The organism is Pseudomonas sp. CFBP13509 (assembly GCF_005233485.1).
Classification (GTDB): Bacteria; Pseudomonadota; Gammaproteobacteria; order Pseudomonadales; family Pseudomonadaceae; genus Aquipseudomonas; species Aquipseudomonas marginalis.
The window spans coordinates 59,632-76,268 of the sequence record NZ_QGAA01000019.1; the positions used below are offsets into that span (position 1 = coordinate 59,632).

At 60.7% G+C, this 16,637-nt stretch carries 15 protein-coding genes and 4 tRNA genes; 12 read left to right on the forward strand and 7 right to left on the reverse strand.

Annotation, left to right across the window (positions count from 1 at the left end; translation table 11 throughout):
• Window positions 1-85: 85 nt before the first annotated feature.
• Complete coding sequence (locus PspCFBP13509_RS25510) at window positions 86-712, reverse strand: hypothetical protein (protein WP_065924517.1); 627 nt, start codon at window positions 710-712, stop codon at window positions 86-88.
• 89 nt (window positions 713-801) lie between these two features.
• Here PspCFBP13509_RS25510 and PspCFBP13509_RS25515 point away from each other — a divergent pair, with 89 nt between their 5' ends.
• Window positions 802-1,734, forward strand: a complete 933-nt coding sequence (locus tag PspCFBP13509_RS25515; protein ID WP_065924554.1) for a LysR family transcriptional regulator — start codon at window positions 802-804, stop codon at window positions 1,732-1,734.
• A gap of 69 nt (window positions 1,735-1,803) precedes the next feature.
• Here PspCFBP13509_RS25515 and PspCFBP13509_RS25520 read toward each other — a convergent pair whose 3' ends face one another.
• Window positions 1,804-2,211, reverse strand: a complete 408-nt coding sequence (locus tag PspCFBP13509_RS25520; RefSeq protein WP_010567536.1) for a PA2817 family protein — start codon at window positions 2,209-2,211, stop codon at window positions 1,804-1,806.
• Window positions 2,212-2,286: 75 nt separating this feature from the next.
• Window positions 2,287-4,734: an acyl-CoA dehydrogenase gene (locus tag PspCFBP13509_RS25525; RefSeq protein WP_137212860.1), complete on the reverse strand. Its 2,448-nt coding sequence runs from the start codon at window positions 4,732-4,734 to the stop codon at window positions 2,287-2,289.
• Window positions 4,735-4,925: 191 nt separating this feature from the next.
• Between PspCFBP13509_RS25525 and PspCFBP13509_RS25530 the strand changes: the two genes are divergently transcribed.
• From PspCFBP13509_RS25530 to PspCFBP13509_RS25545, 4 genes are all read left to right on the forward strand, one after another.
• Complete coding sequence (locus tag PspCFBP13509_RS25530) at window positions 4,926-5,585, forward strand: transglutaminase-like domain-containing protein (RefSeq protein WP_065924519.1); 660 nt, start codon at window positions 4,926-4,928, stop codon at window positions 5,583-5,585.
• A 56-nt stretch (window positions 5,586-5,641) separates the two neighbouring features.
• Window positions 5,642-6,259 (forward strand): glutathione S-transferase family protein, encoded by a 618-nt coding sequence (locus PspCFBP13509_RS25535; RefSeq protein WP_137212861.1) that lies wholly within the window; start codon window positions 5,642-5,644, stop codon window positions 6,257-6,259.
• Between the two features lie 134 nt (window positions 6,260-6,393).
• Entirely contained in the window at window positions 6,394-7,326 is a 933-nt protein-coding gene (locus PspCFBP13509_RS25540) for an ABC transporter ATP-binding protein (protein WP_027607098.1), read from the forward strand.
• Window positions 7,323-8,102 carry an ABC transporter permease gene (locus tag PspCFBP13509_RS25545; RefSeq protein WP_012723134.1) on the forward strand — a complete coding sequence of 260 codons (780 nt, stop codon included), beginning with the start codon at window positions 7,323-7,325 and terminating at the stop codon, window positions 8,100-8,102. The genes PspCFBP13509_RS25540 and PspCFBP13509_RS25545 overlap by 4 nt, the downstream gene beginning before the upstream one ends.
• 128 nt (window positions 8,103-8,230) lie before the next feature.
• On the opposite strand, the gene PspCFBP13509_RS25550 is transcribed toward PspCFBP13509_RS25545, so the two are convergent.
• Entirely contained in the window at window positions 8,231-8,770 is a 540-nt protein-coding gene (locus tag PspCFBP13509_RS25550; protein ID WP_065924520.1) for a TetR/AcrR family transcriptional regulator, read from the reverse strand.
• A gap of 91 nt (window positions 8,771-8,861) precedes the next feature.
• On the opposite strand from PspCFBP13509_RS25550, the gene PspCFBP13509_RS25555 reads away from it, so the two are divergent.
• The 3 genes from PspCFBP13509_RS25555 (at window position 8,862) to PspCFBP13509_RS25565 (ending at window position 13,230) form a co-directional block, all read left to right on the forward strand.
• The gene (locus PspCFBP13509_RS25555; RefSeq protein ID WP_065947284.1) at window positions 8,862-10,061 is read left to right on the forward strand and encodes an MFS transporter; all 1,200 of its coding nucleotides are present in this window, start codon (window positions 8,862-8,864) and stop codon (window positions 10,059-10,061) included.
• Window positions 10,062-10,149: 88 nt separating this feature from the next.
• On the forward strand, window positions 10,150-11,298 hold the full coding sequence (locus PspCFBP13509_RS25560; protein ID WP_137212862.1) for a TDT family transporter: 1,149 nt from the start codon (window positions 10,150-10,152) through the stop codon (window positions 11,296-11,298).
• A 57-nt stretch (window positions 11,299-11,355) separates the two neighbouring features.
• Window positions 11,356-13,230, forward strand: a complete 1,875-nt coding sequence (locus PspCFBP13509_RS25565; RefSeq protein ID WP_065924523.1) for an MFS transporter — start codon at window positions 11,356-11,358, stop codon at window positions 13,228-13,230.
• Window positions 13,231-13,286: 56 nt separating this feature from the next.
• On the opposite strand, the gene sugE is transcribed toward PspCFBP13509_RS25565, so the two are convergent.
• The 3 genes from sugE to rdgC form a co-directional block, all read right to left on the reverse strand.
• Window positions 13,287-13,601: a quaternary ammonium compound efflux SMR transporter SugE gene (gene sugE, locus PspCFBP13509_RS25570; RefSeq protein ID WP_027607103.1), complete on the reverse strand. Its 315-nt coding sequence runs from the start codon at window positions 13,599-13,601 to the stop codon at window positions 13,287-13,289.
• A gap of 107 nt (window positions 13,602-13,708) precedes the next feature.
• Window positions 13,709-14,674 (reverse strand): bile acid:sodium symporter family protein, encoded by a 966-nt coding sequence (locus PspCFBP13509_RS25575; protein ID WP_065924524.1) that lies wholly within the window; start codon window positions 14,672-14,674, stop codon window positions 13,709-13,711.
• A 91-nt stretch (window positions 14,675-14,765) separates the two neighbouring features.
• Window positions 14,766-15,686 carry a recombination-associated protein RdgC gene (rdgC, locus tag PspCFBP13509_RS25580; protein WP_065939896.1) on the reverse strand — a complete coding sequence of 307 codons (921 nt, stop codon included), beginning with the start codon at window positions 15,684-15,686 and terminating at the stop codon, window positions 14,766-14,768.
• A 159-nt stretch (window positions 15,687-15,845) separates the two neighbouring features.
• Here rdgC and PspCFBP13509_RS25585 point away from each other — a divergent pair.
• From PspCFBP13509_RS25585 to PspCFBP13509_RS25600, 4 genes are all read left to right on the forward strand, one after another.
• Window positions 15,846-15,921, forward strand: a tRNA-Val gene (locus PspCFBP13509_RS25585).
• Window positions 15,922-15,940: 19 nt separating this feature from the next.
• Window positions 15,941-16,017, forward strand: a tRNA-Asp gene (locus PspCFBP13509_RS25590).
• A 176-nt stretch (window positions 16,018-16,193) separates the two neighbouring features.
• Window positions 16,194-16,269, forward strand: a tRNA-Val gene (locus tag PspCFBP13509_RS25595).
• Window positions 16,270-16,288: 19 nt separating this feature from the next.
• Window positions 16,289-16,365 (forward strand) — tRNA-Asp (locus tag PspCFBP13509_RS25600).
• The last annotated feature ends 272 nt before the right edge of the window (window positions 16,366-16,637 follow it).

Consider the following 16,637-nt stretch of genomic DNA (forward strand, 5'->3'; position numbering starts at 1 on the left):
TTTCGACACACTACCACTGCCAAGGTGTGCCCGGGAGACCACTGGGAGGCTTATCTAAAAACTCGATAGCACCCGACTCTGCTCTCTAGTCCAGGCTGTAACGCACCGACAACGCACCCTTTTTCTCCGAAAGCGCCAGGATCGTTACCTGACCCAACTCGCCCAGCGTTTGCACATGGGTACCGCCGCAAGCGTAGGTGGGCAGATCACCGAAGCCCACTTCGCGGGTGCCGTCGTCCAGGGCCATATGGCGCGGGTAGTCGGCGGCGATCCATTGGTTGATCTGCTGTTGAATGATCTCGGCGTCCATGGCTTGCGCGGTTTCGCCACGGATAAAAGTGATCTTGCCTTCACCTGGCCAGTGGTGCGCCTTGATCGGCATCCAACCCAGGGTTTCGCCAGCGTTGCCGATCAAATGCCCGGCGGAGTGCAGGCGGGTGTGCAGGGCGCGGCGTGGTTCGTCGACCCGCGCGGTGATGGGGCCCGGTTCCACCGGTTGGTTGACATAGTGCACCACGCGATCGGTTTCCTGGGTGACTCGCAGCACCTGGCTGTCGCCCAGCCAGCCGGTATCGAACGGCTGGCCACCGCCTTGGGGATGGAAAATCGTCGACTGCAAAACGACCGCAAACTGGCCCTCGCAGGGGGTGCAACTGAGTACTTCAAGCTCGGCGGTCAGGTGGTCATGGGTGAAAAACAGGCGCTCGGTCATTTTCTACATCCGCATCAGGGTTCTGCGGGCAGTATAAATAGTGCCTGGATAGGTGATAATCCGCTCAAATATCAATGGACCTGTGCGTCATGAGCATCAATCTTCCTTTGCCGCTGCTGGGCGAAATGGCGATTTTCGTCAAGGTAGTAGAGACCGGCAGCTTCTCCGAAGCGGCGCGGCAGTTGAGTGTTTCGCCGTCGGCGGTAAGCCGCAGTATTTCGCGCCTGGAAAAGGCCCTGTCCACCCGTTTGCTGCAACGCACCACGCGCAAATTGCGCCTGAGTGAAGCCGGTGAGGAGGTTTTCAAGCGCTGCCAGGAAATGGTCAGCGCGGCGCGCTCAGTGATGGAAATCAGCGGCCAGTTCACCCACGAGGCCGAGGGCCTGGTGCGGGTCAGTGTGCCGAAGGCGGTGGGGCGGTTTGTGGTGCACCCGCATATGCCGGAGTTCCTGCGGCGTTATCCCAGGGTGGATGTGCAATTGATCCTCGAGGACCGGCATGTGGACCTGATCGATGACAATGTCGACCTCAGCATCCGCATCACCGACAGCCCGCCGCCGGGCCTGGTGGGGCGGCAGTTATTGCCGATTGAGCATTTACTCTGTGCCACGCCGCAGTATCTAGCCGAGCATGGTGCGCCGGAGCATCCCCATGATTTGCTGGCGCACAGTTGCATCTATCTCGGTGAAACCCCGGGGGATTCACGCTGGAAATTCCGCCAGGGCGGCAAGGCGGTGACGGTCGGCGTGCGTGGACGTTATGCGGCGAACCACACCGGCGTTCGGCTGGATGCGGTGTTGCAGCACGTGGGAATTGGCAGCTTGCCGTATTTCACCGCGCGGCATGCGTTGGAGGAGGGGCGGTTGGTACAGGTGCTGCCCGGGTGGGACTTTATTGCGTCCTACCATGGCGAAGCGTGGTTGTTGCATTCGCCCACGCGTTACCTGCCGCCGAAGCTTCGGGTGTTTATCGATTATCTGGTGGAGTGCATGGCGAGGGAGCCGACATTGCGCCGGCGATAGGCGCACGGTCGAAAATGTGGGAGGAGGGCTTGCTCCCTCCCGCATTCAGTTATGCAGTGTCTTGAACAATCAGTGTTTGCTTTGGTCCTGCGGCATGGCCAGCAGTTGCTTTTCCTGGTTCCAGTCGAAGGGTTCGTCGTTTTGTTCGGCTTCAAAGCGACGCTCTTCCAGGGCCTGGTACAGGTCCAGTTCTTCGTCGGGCATGAAGTGCAGGCAATCGCCGCCGAAGAACCACAGCAGGTCGCGCGGGACCAGGTGGGCGATCTGCGGGTAGCGCAGGATGACCTGGCTCATCAGGTCCTGGCCCAGGTACTGGCTTTCGATCGGGTCGATCGGCAGCAGGGCGCGCAGTTCGTCGAAGCGCTCCAGGAACAGGGTGTGGCTTTCCTCGGGCACCTGTTCGGCTTCGCCGACGGCAACCAGGATGCTGCGCAGGTGGTCGAGCAAGACGAGATGATCGGCAACGACGTTGGACACGAGATAAGTCCTCTAAAGCAAAAACGGGCGCGAGAGTATATGCCTCTCGCGCCCGTTTTTATATGACCGCCGGACTCAGCGGACTTTACCTTCAGCGTGTACCAGCTCTTCCTTGCTGAAATCATCCACGTCGATCACCTTGCGCCGTGCCGCTTCGGCGTCGCGCAAGCTCTGCGCTTCCGCCGGTTGCAGCACACCGGCGTGCAGGGCGGCATCGATCGCATGTTCGCCGGCAGCGGGTTTGACCTGGCCACTTTTGAGCGCGGTGTGCAGTTTTTTCTGCAATGGATGGCTGGCACCCAATAGATCGTAGGCGTGTTGCAGAGCGCCCACTGGATCTTCTGCCGATTGTGGGCGGTAGCAGCCGGCCAGCAATTCTTCCAGGGTCGGGTCGCCTTTGGCGCGGCCAATCACCGCGGCCACTTCGGCATCCAGCGCATCGGACGGACCGGTATGGCGACGCCCGAACGGGAATACAATCACCCGCAGCAGGCAGCCCAGCACTTTATTCGGGAAGTTGCTCAGCAGCTCATCCAACGCACGCTCGGACTCGCCGAGGCTTTCTTCCATGGCCCAGGCGAACAGCGGTTCCAAGTGATCCGGCGAATCCAGGTCGTGGTAACGCTTGAGTGCCGCCGACGCCAGGTACATATGGCTTAGCACGTCACCGAGGCGTGCCGACAGGCGTTCGCGGCGTTTCAACTCGCCACCCAGCAGCATCATGCTCAGGTCCGCCAGCAGCGCGAACGCGGCAGCCTGGCGGTTCAATGCGCGGAAATAACCCTGGCTCAAACGGTTGCCCGGGGCTTTCTCGAAGTGCCCCACGCCGAGGTTCAGCACCAGGGTGCTGGCGGCATTGCTCACGGCAAAACCAATGTGTTGCATCAGCAGCCCGTCGAACTCCTTCAGCGCCTGATCGTGGTCCTCACGCCCGGCCAGCGCCATTTCCTTGAGCACGAACGGATGGCAGCGGATGGCACCCTGGCCGAAGATCATCAGGTTGCGCGAGAGGATGTTCGCGCCTTCCACGGTGATGAAGATCGGCGCGCCCTGCCAGCTGCGGCCCAGGTAGTTGTTCGGGCCCATGATGATGCCCTTGCCGCCATGTACGTCCATGGCGTGGCTGATGCACTCGCGGCCGCGTTCGGTCAGGTGGTACTTGAGGATCGCCGACAGCACCGAGGGTTTTTCCCCAAGGTCCACGGCATTGGCGGTGAGCATGCGTGCGCTGTCCATCAGCCAGGCGTTGCCGCCGATGCGCGCCAGGGCTTCCTGAATACCTTCGAAGGCTGACAGCGGTACGTTGAACTGCTCGCGCACCTGGGCGTACTGGCCGGTGACCAGGCTGGTGAACTTGGCGGCGCCGGTACCCACGGCGGGCAGGGAGATCGAACGGCCGACCGACAGGCAGTTCATCAGCATCATCCAGCCTTTGCCGAGCATTTCCTGGCCGCCGATGAGGTATTCCAAGGGGATGAACACGTCCTTGCCGTAGTTCGGACCGTTCATGAACGCGGCGCCGAGGGGCAGGTGGCGACGGCCGATTTCCACACCGGGGGTGTCGGTAGGGATCAGTGCGAGGCTGATGCCCAGGTCTTCTTCTTCACCCAGCAGGTGGTCTGGATCGTGGGCCTTGAAGGCCAGGCCCAGCAGGGTCGCGACCGGGCCAAGGGTGATGTAGCGTTTTTCCCAGTTCAGGCGCAGGCCGAGGGTTTCCTTGCCTTCCCATTCGCCTTTGCAGATCACCCCCGTGTCAGGCATGGCGCCGGCATCGGAGCCCGCCAGCGGGCCGGTGAGGGCGAAGCAGGGGATGTCATCGCCACGCGCCAGGCGTGGCAGGTAGTGGTTGCGTTGTTCGTCGGTGCCGTAATGCAACAGCAATTCGGCCGGGCCGAGGGAGTTGGGCACCATCACTGTGGAGGCCAGGTCGCCGCTGCGGGTGGCGAGTTTCATCGCGACCTGGGAGTGGGCATAAGCGGAGAAGCCCTTGCCGCCATATTCCTTGGGAATGATCAGGGCGAAGAAACCGTGGGTCTTGATGTGCTCCCACGCTGCCGGCGGCAGGTCCATGGCCTGGCCGATTTCCCAGTCGCTGACCATGGCGCAGAGTTCTTCGGTGGGACCGTCGATAAAGGCCTGTTCTTCCTCGGTCAGTTGCACCTTGGGGTAGGCCAGCAGCTTGTCCCAGTCGGGACGACCGCTGAACAGTTCGCCGTCCCACCACACGGTGCCGGCGTCGATGGCGTCGCGCTCGGTCTCGGACATCGGCGGCAAGACTTTCTGGAACCAGCTGAACAGCGGCTTGGTGAAGTATTGGCGGCGCAGGTCCGGCAGCAGCAAGGGCGCGGCCACCACAGCGATCAATACCCAGAAAATCAGCAGCAGCCAACCCGGTGCATGGCTCCAGGCGCCCATCGCCAGCAGGTAAACGGCGACCACGCCCAGGGCGGGCAGGGGGGCGACGCGGCGATGTGCCAGGTAGGCAATGCCGACCACCAGAACCAGTATCCACAACAACAGCATATTCAATCCTCCGTGAAACCAGGGGCGAAACCACCAGGGAGCTTAGTCGGCATCCGAACAAGCGGGGTGATCAGGGTGTTACAAGTTGTACTGGGAACACCTGGCATCAGGCGCCGACATTTGGCCGAATCGTCGTTATCTCCGTGGCGGACCTGTCGTTAAACTCCAGGCTTCCTTCGGAGATCAAGCTCATGGATACGTATCTGAGTCCCAGCCGCTTCATCGATAGTGACCACCCTGCGGTGGTGGAGTTCGCCGAAAAACACCGCGGCTCCAGCGCGAATTTACGTGACCAGGCGGTCAGTCTCTATTACGCCGTGCGTGAGGCGATTCGCTATAACCCCTACACCTTCAGCCGCGATCCCGCCACCTTGAATGCCAGCTTCGCCCTGGCCGCCGGCGAAAGCTATTGCGTGCCCAAGGCCACCTTGCTCGCCGCCTGCGCCCGTCACTGCGGCATCCCGGCGCGCATCGGTCTTGCGGATGTGCGCAATCACCTGTCGACACCGCGCCTGATCGCGTTGCTCAAAAGCGATGTGTTTGCCATGCATGGCTACACCGAGCTTTACCTGGACGGCCGCTGGGTCAAGGCGACGCCGGCGTTCAACCGCCAACTCTGTGAGGTGTTCGACGTACCACCACTGGACTTCGACGGGATCAGCGACAGCGTATTCCATGCATTCAACCGCCAGGGGCAGCGCTCGATGGAGTACGTGGTGGACCATGGGCAGTTTCCCGATGTGCCCGAGGATTTCTTCTTCGCCCATCTGGAGAAATGTTACCCACACCTGTTTGCTGAACAGATGCCGATCTTGTCGGGCGACTTGCCGAGCGATTTGAGCCGCGGGTGAACCGGCGTATGCTGCTGCGTTCATCCAGCCATGTTCATCAACAAAAAGGCGCGGTCATGCTGAAGATCTGGGGTCGTAAAAATTCATCAAACGTCAGGAAAGCACTGTGGTGCGCCGAGGAACTCGGCCTGGACTATGAGGCAATTGATGCGGGCGGGGCTTTTGGCGTGGTAGACACGCCGCAATACCGGGCATTGAACCCGAATGGCCGCGTGCCGATGATCGAGGATGGCGACTTTGTGTTGTGGGAGTCCAACACCATCGTGCGCTACCTCTGCGCCAAGCACGCGTCGGCGTTCTACCCGAGCGACCTGCAGGCGCGTGCCAGCGCCGAGAAATGGATGGACTGGACCACCTCGACCCTCGCCGAGCCGTTCAAGGCCGTGTTCTGGGGCGTTGTGCGCACCCCGGCGCAGAAGCAGGACTGGGACAGCATCAACGCCGGGCGTCAGGCCTGTATCGATGCACTGAGCACCGTGAACAATGCATTGGCCGAGCAGCCTTACCTGTCGGGCGACACCTTCGGCGTAGGTGATATTCCCCTCGGCTGCTTTATCTACGCCTGGTTCGAGATGCCCATCGAACGCCCTGCGATGCCCAACCTAGAGGCCTGGTACCAGCGTCTGCAACAGCGCCCGGCCTACCGCAAGGCGGTCATGACCGCGTTGACTTAATACTGACTATTAATACAGGTGACTGTACTTGTGCGGCGCGGGCAAGCACCATGCCTGTCATGCGCCGCCGTTGAACTACCTGCGCTGCGCCCTCATCTACTCTTTCTATTCCCTTCTTTGGTGCGTATTCCGATATGAGTTCCGCTCTGTCCATCCGGCAGCTAACCAAAACCTACGGCAACGGTTTCCAGGCCCTGAGTGGTATCGATCTGGACGTTGCCGAAGGTGACTTCTTCGCCTTGCTCGGCCCCAACGGCGCCGGCAAATCCACCACCATCGGTATCCTCTCCACTCTGGTCAACAAGACCAGCGGCACGGTGAATATCTTCGGCCACGACCTGGACAAATCCCCGGCGGCGCTCAAGCGCTCCATCGGTGTGGTGCCCCAGGAATTCAACTTCAACCAGTTCGAAAAGACTTTCGACATTGTCGTGACCCAGGCTGGCTACTACGGCATCCCGGCGAAAGTTGCCAAGGAGCGCGCCGAGCAATACCTGACCCAGTTGGGCCTGTGGGACAAGCGCGACGTGCCGTCCCGCTCGCTGTCCGGCGGCATGAAGCGTCGCCTGATGATTGCCCGCGCACTGGTGCATGAACCGCGCCTGTTGATCCTCGATGAGCCCACCGCCGGCGTGGACATCGAACTGCGTCGTTCGATGTGGACCTTCCTCACCGAGCTGAACGAGAAGGGCATCACCATCATCCTCACCACCCATTACCTGGAGGAGGCTGAGCAGCTGTGCCGCAACATCGGCATCATCGACCACGGCACCATCGTCGAGAACACCAGCATGCGTAACCTGCTGGGCCAACTGCATGTGGAAACCTTCCTGCTCGACCTGAAGAACAACCTGTCGGCACCGCCGCAACTGCTCGGCTACCCCAGCCGCCTGGTGGACAGCCACACCCTGGAAGTCCAGGTGGATAAAGCCATGGGCATCACTGCGTTGTTCACCCAGTTGGCGGCGCAGAACATCGACGTGCTGAGCCTGCGTAATAAAACCAATCGCCTTGAGGAGTTGTTCGTGTCCCTGGTGGAGAAAAATCTGACGAAGGTGGCGGTATGAGTTCTGAGCTGCAACCCAACCTCGTCGCACTGCAGACCATCGTCTACCGCGAAGTGAAGCGCTTTACCCGGATCTGGCCGCAGACCCTGCTGCCGCCGGCGATCACCATGGTGTTGTACTTTGTGATCTTCGGTAACCTGATCGGCCGGCAGATCGGCGACATGGGTGGTTTCACCTATATGGAGTACATCGTGCCGGGCCTGATCATGATGTCGGTGATCACCAACTCCTACGGCAACGTGGTCTCCAGTTTCTTCGGCAGTAAGTTCCAGCGCTCCATCGAAGAGCTGATGGTCTCGCCGGTGTCGCCGCATACCATTTTGATCGGCTACACCCTGGGTGGCGTACTGCGCGGCTTGATGGTGGGCGTGATCGTGACGCTGCTATCACTGTTCTTCACCCACCTGCAGGTGCATCACCTCGGCGTCACCATTCTGGTGGTGGTGCTGACGGCGACCATCTTCTCGCTGCTGGGGTTTATCAACGCCGTGTTTGCACGCAACTTCGATGACATCTCGATCATCCCGACTTTCGTGCTGACGCCGCTGACCTACCTGGGCGGGGTCTTCTACTCCATCACCTTGCTGCCGCCGTTCTGGCAGACCGTGTCGCTGGCCAACCCGGTGCTGCACATGGTCAACGCCTTCCGCTACGGCATCCTGGGCGTGTCGGATATCAAGATCAGCGTGGCGATCACCTTCATGCTGGTGGCGACTGTGGTGTTGTATATCGGTTGCGCCAAGCTGCTGGTGAGCGGGCGCGGGATGCGTACCTGATAAAACGCGGTCAAAAAATGTGGGAGGGGGCTTGCTCCCGATTGCGATGTGTCAGCTACAGATAAGCTGACTGACATACCGCTATCGGGAGCAAGCCCCCTCCCACATTTGGTTTTTGTGTCAGGTCTTCAGGCTTTCAGTGCCAGCTCGATCAGCGCGTGCAGCTCTTCAACCGTCAGCGGCGCGCTTGAGAACAGAATACGAAACACCGTCGGCGCTGCCAGCAGATTGATCAAGTGGTCCACGCTCGGTGGCGACTGGTGCGGATAACGGTCGACAATCGCCTGCAGCTGCCCACTCAAGATGCTCACGCAGTAGCCCGGCGTCCCCCTGCATTGCAGGTCGCGCATCATGTTGCGGCCCGGCTCCGAACTCATCTCATCCAGGTATTGCTCGGCCCACGCCCGCAAGTCGCCACGCAGGCTGCCGGTGTTGGCGGGCTCGCTGTCGGGGCGCATACGCGCCAGGGCCACATCCGCCAGCAGCACCGAGAGGTCGCCCCAGCGCCGATAGATGGTCGAGGGCGTTACGCCTGCGCGCGCGGCAATCATCGGCACCGTGACACTGGAGCGCTCATGGGTTTCGAGCAATTCACGCACGGCCGAATGGACCGATTCCTGTACCCGGGCACTGCGGCCCCCCGGGCGGAGGCCTTCTTTTATCGCCATGCGTGTGACCTTAACACAAAGAATTTGCTTTAAGCGCCGGCGAGTAGCACACTCCGCAAAAGCAAAAAATTAGCTTTAGCGGAGCGTGCCCATGTCCAGCCTCACTTCTCATCGTTCCAGCCTGGTGTTCCTCGCGGTCACGTTGCTGACGTTTCTCGCCGCTTCCAGTGCGCCGACTCCGTTGTATCACCTGTACCAGGAGGGTCTGCATTTTTCGGCGGGCACGCTCACGCTGATCTTTGGCGTGTACGCCTTGAGCCTGTTGGCGGCGCTGTTGACCGTGGGCTCGCTGTCGGACCACCTGGGACGCAGGCCAGTGATTTTTACGGCGTTGGTCCTGAATATGTTGGCGATGCTGCTGTTTATCAATGAAGACAGCGTGGCCTGGCTGATCGCTGCGCGTACCGTACAGGGGTTTGCCACCGGCATGGCCACGGCGGTGCTGGGCGCGGCCTTGCTCGACACCGACCGCCAGCAGGGCCCGCTGGTCAACAGCGTGGCACCGCTGCTGGGCATGGCGTGCGGTGCGATGGGCAGCAGCGTGCTGGCGGAGTTCGCGCCACTGCCGACGCAGTTGATCTACTGGACGCTGCTGGCGCTGATGCTGATGCAGGCGCTGTATGTGTGGCGCCTGCCGGAAACCGTTGATCGTATTCCCGGTGCACTGGCCTCCCTGCGCCCCACGCTGCATGTGCCGCCCCAGGCGCGTCGCGCGTTGTGGCTGTCATTGCCGGTGGACGTGGCGGTGTGGGCGATGGGGGGCTTTTACCTGTCCCTGGCGCCGTCGCTGGTACGGGCGGCGACAGGCTCTACATCGAACCTTATCGGTGGCGGCCTGGTGGCGGTGCTGACGTTGAGTGGCGCGCTGATGATCTTCACCCTGCGCAATCGCCCGGCCAGCAAGGTGCTGCGCCTGGGCGCGACGCTGCTGGCGGTGGGGGTGGCGCTGATCCTTACTGCGGTGCACAGCGCCAGCCTGCCGCTGTTTTTTATCGCCACATTGATCGCCGGCAGCGGCTTCGGCGCCGGCTTTCTCGGCGCATTGCGCAGTGTGGTGCCGCTGGCTTTGCCCCATGAACGGGCAGGCTTGATGTCGGCATTCTATGTGCTGAGTTATTTGGCGTTCTGCTTACCTTCGCTGCTGGCGGGCAACCTGATTCGCAGCTTTGGCCTGATCGTCACCACCGACGGTTACGGCGCTGTACTGATCCTGCTGGCCCTCGGGGCGTTGGTCGCCTTGCTGCTGCAGGATTCGGCAAAATCCAAGGCGGCCTGCATATCTGTAAAGTAGATAACAGTTAGAGATATTACCCGTTATATAGATAATCGATCAGGTTCTACCATGGCCTCAACCTCATGCGAGGAAGAGGATTGCCATCATGAACTGCTCGACGACCATCAGCTACAAACCCTTCAGTCACCTGACCCGGCCTCGGGAAGTGATTCGCCAATTCACCCCCAACTGGTTCGCCGCGACCATGGGCACCGGTGTGCTGGCGCTGGCCCTGGCGCAATGGCCGGTCAACCTGCCAGGTGTGCAGGCCATTGCCGAAGCACTGTGGTGGTTCACCATTGGTCTGTTCATTCTGTTCAGTGCCCTGTATACCGCGCGCTGGGTGATGTTTTTCCACGAGGCGCGGCGGATTTTCGGGCACTCCACGGTCTCGATGTTCTTCGGCACCATCCCCATGGGCCTGGCGACCATTCTCAATGGCTTGCTGCTGTTTGGCCTGCCGCGTTGGGGCGCCGATGTGATTGCGTTGGCCGAAGCCCTGTGGTGGCTGGATGTGGCGATGGCCCTGGCCTGCGGTGTGCTGATTCCCTTCATGATGTTCACCCGCCAGGAACACAGCATCGATCAGATGACTGCGGTCTGGTTGCTGCCGGTGGTGGCGGCCGAAGTCGCCGCAGCCAGCGGCGGCTTGCTCGCGCCGCACCTGGCGGACGCTCATTCGCAACTGGTGATGCTGGTGACCAGCTACGTGTTGTGGGCGTTTTCCCTGCCGGTGGCGTTCAGCATCCTGACCATCCTGATGTTGCGCATGGCCCTGCACAAACTGCCCCACGCCAACATGGCGGCGTCGAGCTGGCTGGCGCTGGGCCCGATCGGTACCGGTGCCCTGGGCATGTTGTTGCTGGGCGGCGATGCTCCGGCGATCTTTGCCGCCAATGGCTTGTCCGGCGTGGGTGAAATAGCCAATGGGCTCGGCCTGGTCGCAGGCATCACCCTGTGGGGCTTCGGCTTGTGGTGGATGCTGATCGCGGTATTGATCACCCTGCGTTACCTGCGCGGCGGTATCCCGTTCAACCTCGGTTGGTGGGGCTTTACCTTCCCATTGGGGGTGTACGCCCTGGCCACGCTGAAGTTGGCGAGCCTGCTGCACCTGGGCTTCTTCAGCGCCTTCGGTAGCCTGCTGGTGGTGGGGTTGGCGCTGATGTGGCTGATCGTGGCCAAGCGCACCGTGCAGGGCGCCTATAAGGGAGAGCTTTTTGTTTCGCCGTGCATTGCAGGACTAGGGAATAAGTAAGCGGAGTTAGGTAAAGTCGTGGCCTGATAACTATTAGGCCACGCAGGAACACGGACGATGAGCCACCCCTCACAATTCACCTTGCTGCGCACACGGCGCTTCCTGCCGTTTTTCATCACCCAGTTGCTGGGCGCTTTCAACGACAACATCTTCAAGCAATCGCTGATCCTGGCGATTCTCTACAAGCTCACCATCGACGGTGACCGCAGCATTTGGGTCAACCTGTGCGCCTTGCTGTTTATCCTGCCGTTCTTCCTGTTTTCGGCGCTGGCCGGGCAGTTTGGCGAAAAATTCAACAAGGATGCGTTGATCCGTGCGATCAAGATCGGCGAGATCGTGATCATGGCCGTCGGTGCCACAGGCTTCCTGTTCAACCATTTGGAATTGATGCTGCTGGCGTTGTTTGCCATGGGTACCCATTCGGCGCTGTTCGGTCCGGTGAAGTACTCGATCATGCCCCAGGCCCTGCACGAAGATGAGCTGGTAGGTGGCAACGGCCTGGTGGAGATGGGTACGTTCCTGGCCATCCTGGCCGGCACCATTGGCGCCGGTATCATGATGTCGTCCACCCATTACGCGCCGATCGTGGCGGTGGCGATTGTCGGCGTGGCGGTGCTGGGTTACCTGGCCAGCCGCAGCATTCCACGGGCGGCCGCATCCACGCCGCAACTGCGCCTGGATTGGAATATCTTCACCCAGTCCTGGGCCACGCTGCGCATGGGCCTGGGGCAGACGCCCGCGGTGTCGCGCTCGATTGTCGGTAACTCGTGGTTCTGGTTTGTCGGCGCGATCTACCTGACGCAGATCCCGGCCTACGCCAAGGAATGGTTGTACGGCGATGAAACCGTGGTGACCCTGATCCTCACGGTGTTCTCGGTGGGCATCGCCCTGGGCTCGATGCTCTGCGAAAAACTCTCCGGGCGTAAGGTGGAAATCGGCCTGGTACCGTTTGGCTCGTTCGGCCTGACGGTGTTCGGCCTGCTGCTGTGGTGGCATTCCGGCGGTTTCCCGCAGAACGTCCAGGCCAACGATTGGCTCGCGGTGCTCAGCTACGGCCAAGCCTGGTGGGTGTTGTTCGATATCCTTGGCCTGGGTGTGTTCGGCGGCTTCTATATCGTGCCGCTGTACGCGCTGATCCAGTCGCGTACCGCCGAGAACGAGCGGGCGCGGGTGATCGCCGCCAACAACATTCTCAATGCGCTGTTCATGGTGGTATCGGCGATCGTGTCGATCCTGCTGCTGAGCGTGGCCAAGCTGTCGATCCCGGAGTTGTTCTTGGTGGTGTCGCTGCTCAACATCGCGGTCAACGCCTACATCTTCAAGATCGTCCCCGAGTTCACCATGCGCTTCATGATCTGGCTGCTCAGCCACTCCATGTACCGCGTGGAGCATCGCAACCTCGACCTGATCCCGGACGAAGGCGCAGCGTTGCTGGTGTGCAATCACGTGTCGTTTGTCGATGCGTTGTTGATCGGTGGCGCGGTGCGTCGGCCGATTCGCTTTGTCATGTACTACAAGATCTACCGTTTGCCGGTGCTGAACTTTATCTTCCGCACCGCCGGGGCGATTCCGATTGCCGGGCGCAATGAAGATATCCAGATCTACGAAAAGGCCTTCACGCGCATTGCCCAGTACCTGAAGGACGGGGAGTTGGTGTGTATCTTCCCGGAAGGCAAATTGACGGCGGATGGCGAGATGAATGAGTTCCGTGGTGGGGTGACGCGCATCCTGGAAGAGACACCGGTGCCGGTGATTCCGATGGCGTTGCAGGGGCTGTGGGGGAGTTTCTTCAGCCGCGATCCGCACAAGGGCTTCTTTCATCGGATCTGGTCGCGGGTGGTATTGGTGGCGGGTGAGCCTGTTGCCGTGGGGGCGGCTACGCCTGCGCAGTTGCAGGCGGTGGTGGGTGTTTTGCGGGGGAGTGTCAGGTAGTTCTGTGCTGGATGTTCCGGACTCATCGGGGGCTTGCCCCCGATGGCGGTAGCGGCCTAAGCGCTGATCTTAAGCCCAACAAGCCCGCAAATGATCAACGCCACACTGGCCAATCGAAACAACGCCATGGACTCCCCGAACAGGACAATCCCGGCAATCACGGTGCCCACCGCACCCACGCCGGTCCAGATGGCATAGGCGGTGCCCAGGGGCAGTTCTTTCATGGCCAGCCCCAGCAGGCCGAGGCTGATGGCCATGGCTGCAATCGTCAGGGCCGTGGGCAGTGGCTTGCTGAAACCGTCGGTGTACTTCAGGCCGACGGCCCAGCCGACTTCGAACAAGCCGGCAAAAAACAGAATGATCCAGGACATGATGACCTCGCTTCCATAGGCGGGGTCGTCCCCGGATTGTGCGCCTCGACAGCGTCGCGAGGTCGTCCCCGCGAAGCTCGGTAGAGTGCCGAAAATTGATCATGCGATCAAGTTTGCGGCGTGTTCTCCATTACGCGGCGGTCTTCCTTCTCGCTCATGCGGCGGAAATACGTTGACAGCAATGCCCCGGAAATATTGTGCCAGACACTGAACAACGCACTGGGCACTGCTGCCAACGGCGAAAAGTGCGCACTGGCCAAGGCGGCGCCCAGCCCTGAGTTCTGCATGCCCACTTCCAGCGCCAACGACTTGCGTTGGGCCAATGGCAACTTGAACACGCGGCCGGTGAAGTAGCCCAGCAGGTAGCCGAAGCTGTTGTGCAGCATCACCACAGCCATGATCAGCAGGCCCGATTCGGCAATTTTCGCCTGGCTGGCAGCCACTACCGCGGCGACGATGATCACAATGCTGACCACCGACACCAGGGGCAGCACGTCCACCGCATGGCGGACCCGCTCGCCGAGCACGCGTTGCGCGACCACGCCGAGCACGATCGGCAGCAGCACCACTTGCAGGATCGACCAGAACAACTCCATGAACGACACCGGCAACCAGGCCGAGGCCAACAGCCAGATCAGCGCCGGGGTGAGCAGCGGGGCGAGGAGGGTGGTGACGGCAGCGATGGCCACCGACAGCGCCAGGTCGCCACGGGCCAGCCAGGTCATCACGTTGGAGGAGGTGCCGCTTGGGCAGCAACCGACCAGGATCACGCCGACGGCAATTTCCGGCGGCAGGTGAAAGGCCTGGCACAGCAGCCAGGCCACCCCCGGCATGATCACGAAATGCGCGACCACGCCCAGAGCCACGCGCCACGGGTGGCGAGCGACTTCGGCGAAGTCTTCAAGTTTGAGGGTCAGCCCCATGCCGAACATCACCAGGCCCAGCAGCGGGACGATGGCGCTTTTCAGGCCGATGAACCAGCTGGGCTCGAGGAACGCGACAACGGCGAAGATCAACACCCAGTAGGCGAAGGTATTGCCGACGAAGCGGCTCAAGGCGGCGAGTGCGCGCATGGGGGTGTCCTTGTTATTAGATTCTTGAAGTGCAAATGCGATCAAATGTGTGAGGGGCAATTCCCCTCCCACAATTTGATCTTCAAACGGCTTAGATACCTTGCGGGGTTTCTTCGCCGCCAAGGGCTTCGATCAGCGCCGGCAGGAAGTCACCGAAGGTCAGCATCATCAGCGTGAAGCTGGCGTCCAGTTGACCCAGGGCCTCTTCACCACCGTCCTGTTCCGCCTGGTCTTGCAGCAGGTCTTCGAACTTCAGGCGCTTGACGGTCATCTTGTCGTCGAGCATGAAGGACAGCTTGTCCTGCCAGGCCAGGGACAATTGGGTCACGACTTTGCCGGTGGTCAGGTGCAACTGGATTTCTTCGCCGGTCAGGTCCTGGCGCTTGCAACGCACAATGCCGCCGTCTTCGTGGGTGTCGCGCAGTTCGCATTCGTCGAGGACGAAGAAGTCAGCGGCCGGTTTCTGGGTGGTGACCCAGTCGGTCATGATGGCCGTGGGCGCGGTCTTCACGGTGAGTGGGCGAACCGGCAGGGTGCCGATCACTTCCCGCAGGGTGGAGAGCAGGTCTTCGGCGCGTTTCGGGCTGGCGGAGTTCACCAGGATCAGGCCCTGTTTCGGCGCGATGGCGGCAAAGGTCGACGAACGACGAATAAAGGCGCGGGGCAGGAAGGCCTGGATGATTTCATCCTTGATCTGGTCGCGTTCCTTTTTATAGACCTTGCGCATTTGCTCGGCTTCGATCTCTTCGACTTTCTCTTTCAGTGCGTCACGCACCACGCTACCCGGCAGGATGCGTTCTTCCTTGCGGGCGGCGATCAGCAGGAAGTCACCGCTGACGTGAACCAGGGGAGCGTCCTCGCCTTTACCGAAAGGCGCGACGAAACCGTAGGTGGTCAACTCCTGGCTTGCACAAGGGCGCGCCAGTTTGGTGGCCATGGCCGCTTCCAACGCCTCGGCATCAACAGGCAGATCTTGGGTCAGGCGATAGATAAGCAGGTTCTTGAACCACATGGGGTGAGTCTCTCCTTTATACAAAGGGGGGCATTATTCTCTTGATAGCGCCCCAGGCCAACCCTGCCTAAGCCATTGGAAGGCCTCAAAAAAAAGATTTAAGAAAGTGCTTGCCAGACCCAAGGTCGCTCCGTAGAATGCGCGCCACACCGAGACGAAGGGTGATTAGCTCAGCTGGGAGAGCATCTGCCTTACAAGCAGAGGGTCGGCGGTTCGATCCCGTCATCACCCACCATTCGCTTCATGTGTTACGCGCAGCGGTAGTTCAGTCGGTTAGAATACCGGCCTGTCACGCCGGGGGTCGCGGGTTCGAGTCCCGTCCGCTGCGCCATATTCGGTAGCCTGGAACGCTGAACGCCAGGTCACCACAGAAAGCCCGCCTGATCGCGGGCTTTTTGCTGTCTGGAATATGGAAAAAAATCGTACGATGAACTTTTTTTGAATAAATTGCATTTAAATCAAGACATTACGATTTTTTGGTGTATGATGCGCCCACACCGAAACGAAGGGTGATTAGCTCAGCTGGGAGAGCATCTGCCTTACAAGCAGAGGGTCGGCGGTTCGATCCCGTCATCACCCACCATTCGCTTCACGTGTTACGCGCAGCGGTAGTTCAGTCGGTTAGAATACCGGCCTGTCACGCCGGGGGTCGCGGGTTCGAGTCCCGTCCGCTGCGCCATATTCGGTCACCTGGCCCACTGAACGCCAGGTCACCACAGAAATCCCGCTCATTGAGCGGGTTTTTTTTGCCTGCGATTTGACCTTTCTGCGCCTTGCCTTTGCGCTGACGCTACCTGACCTTTTTCTTGCGTGGCTGGCGCGTGGTCAAGTGCTCGAAGCAAAAAGACGCAGTGCCGAACACGGCTATTATGGTCAGGACGATCATGCCTAGGGTTGAGCTTTCCACGATGGGCTTCCTACGTGATGGAGTAGGCGTCCACGGTAGAGTTA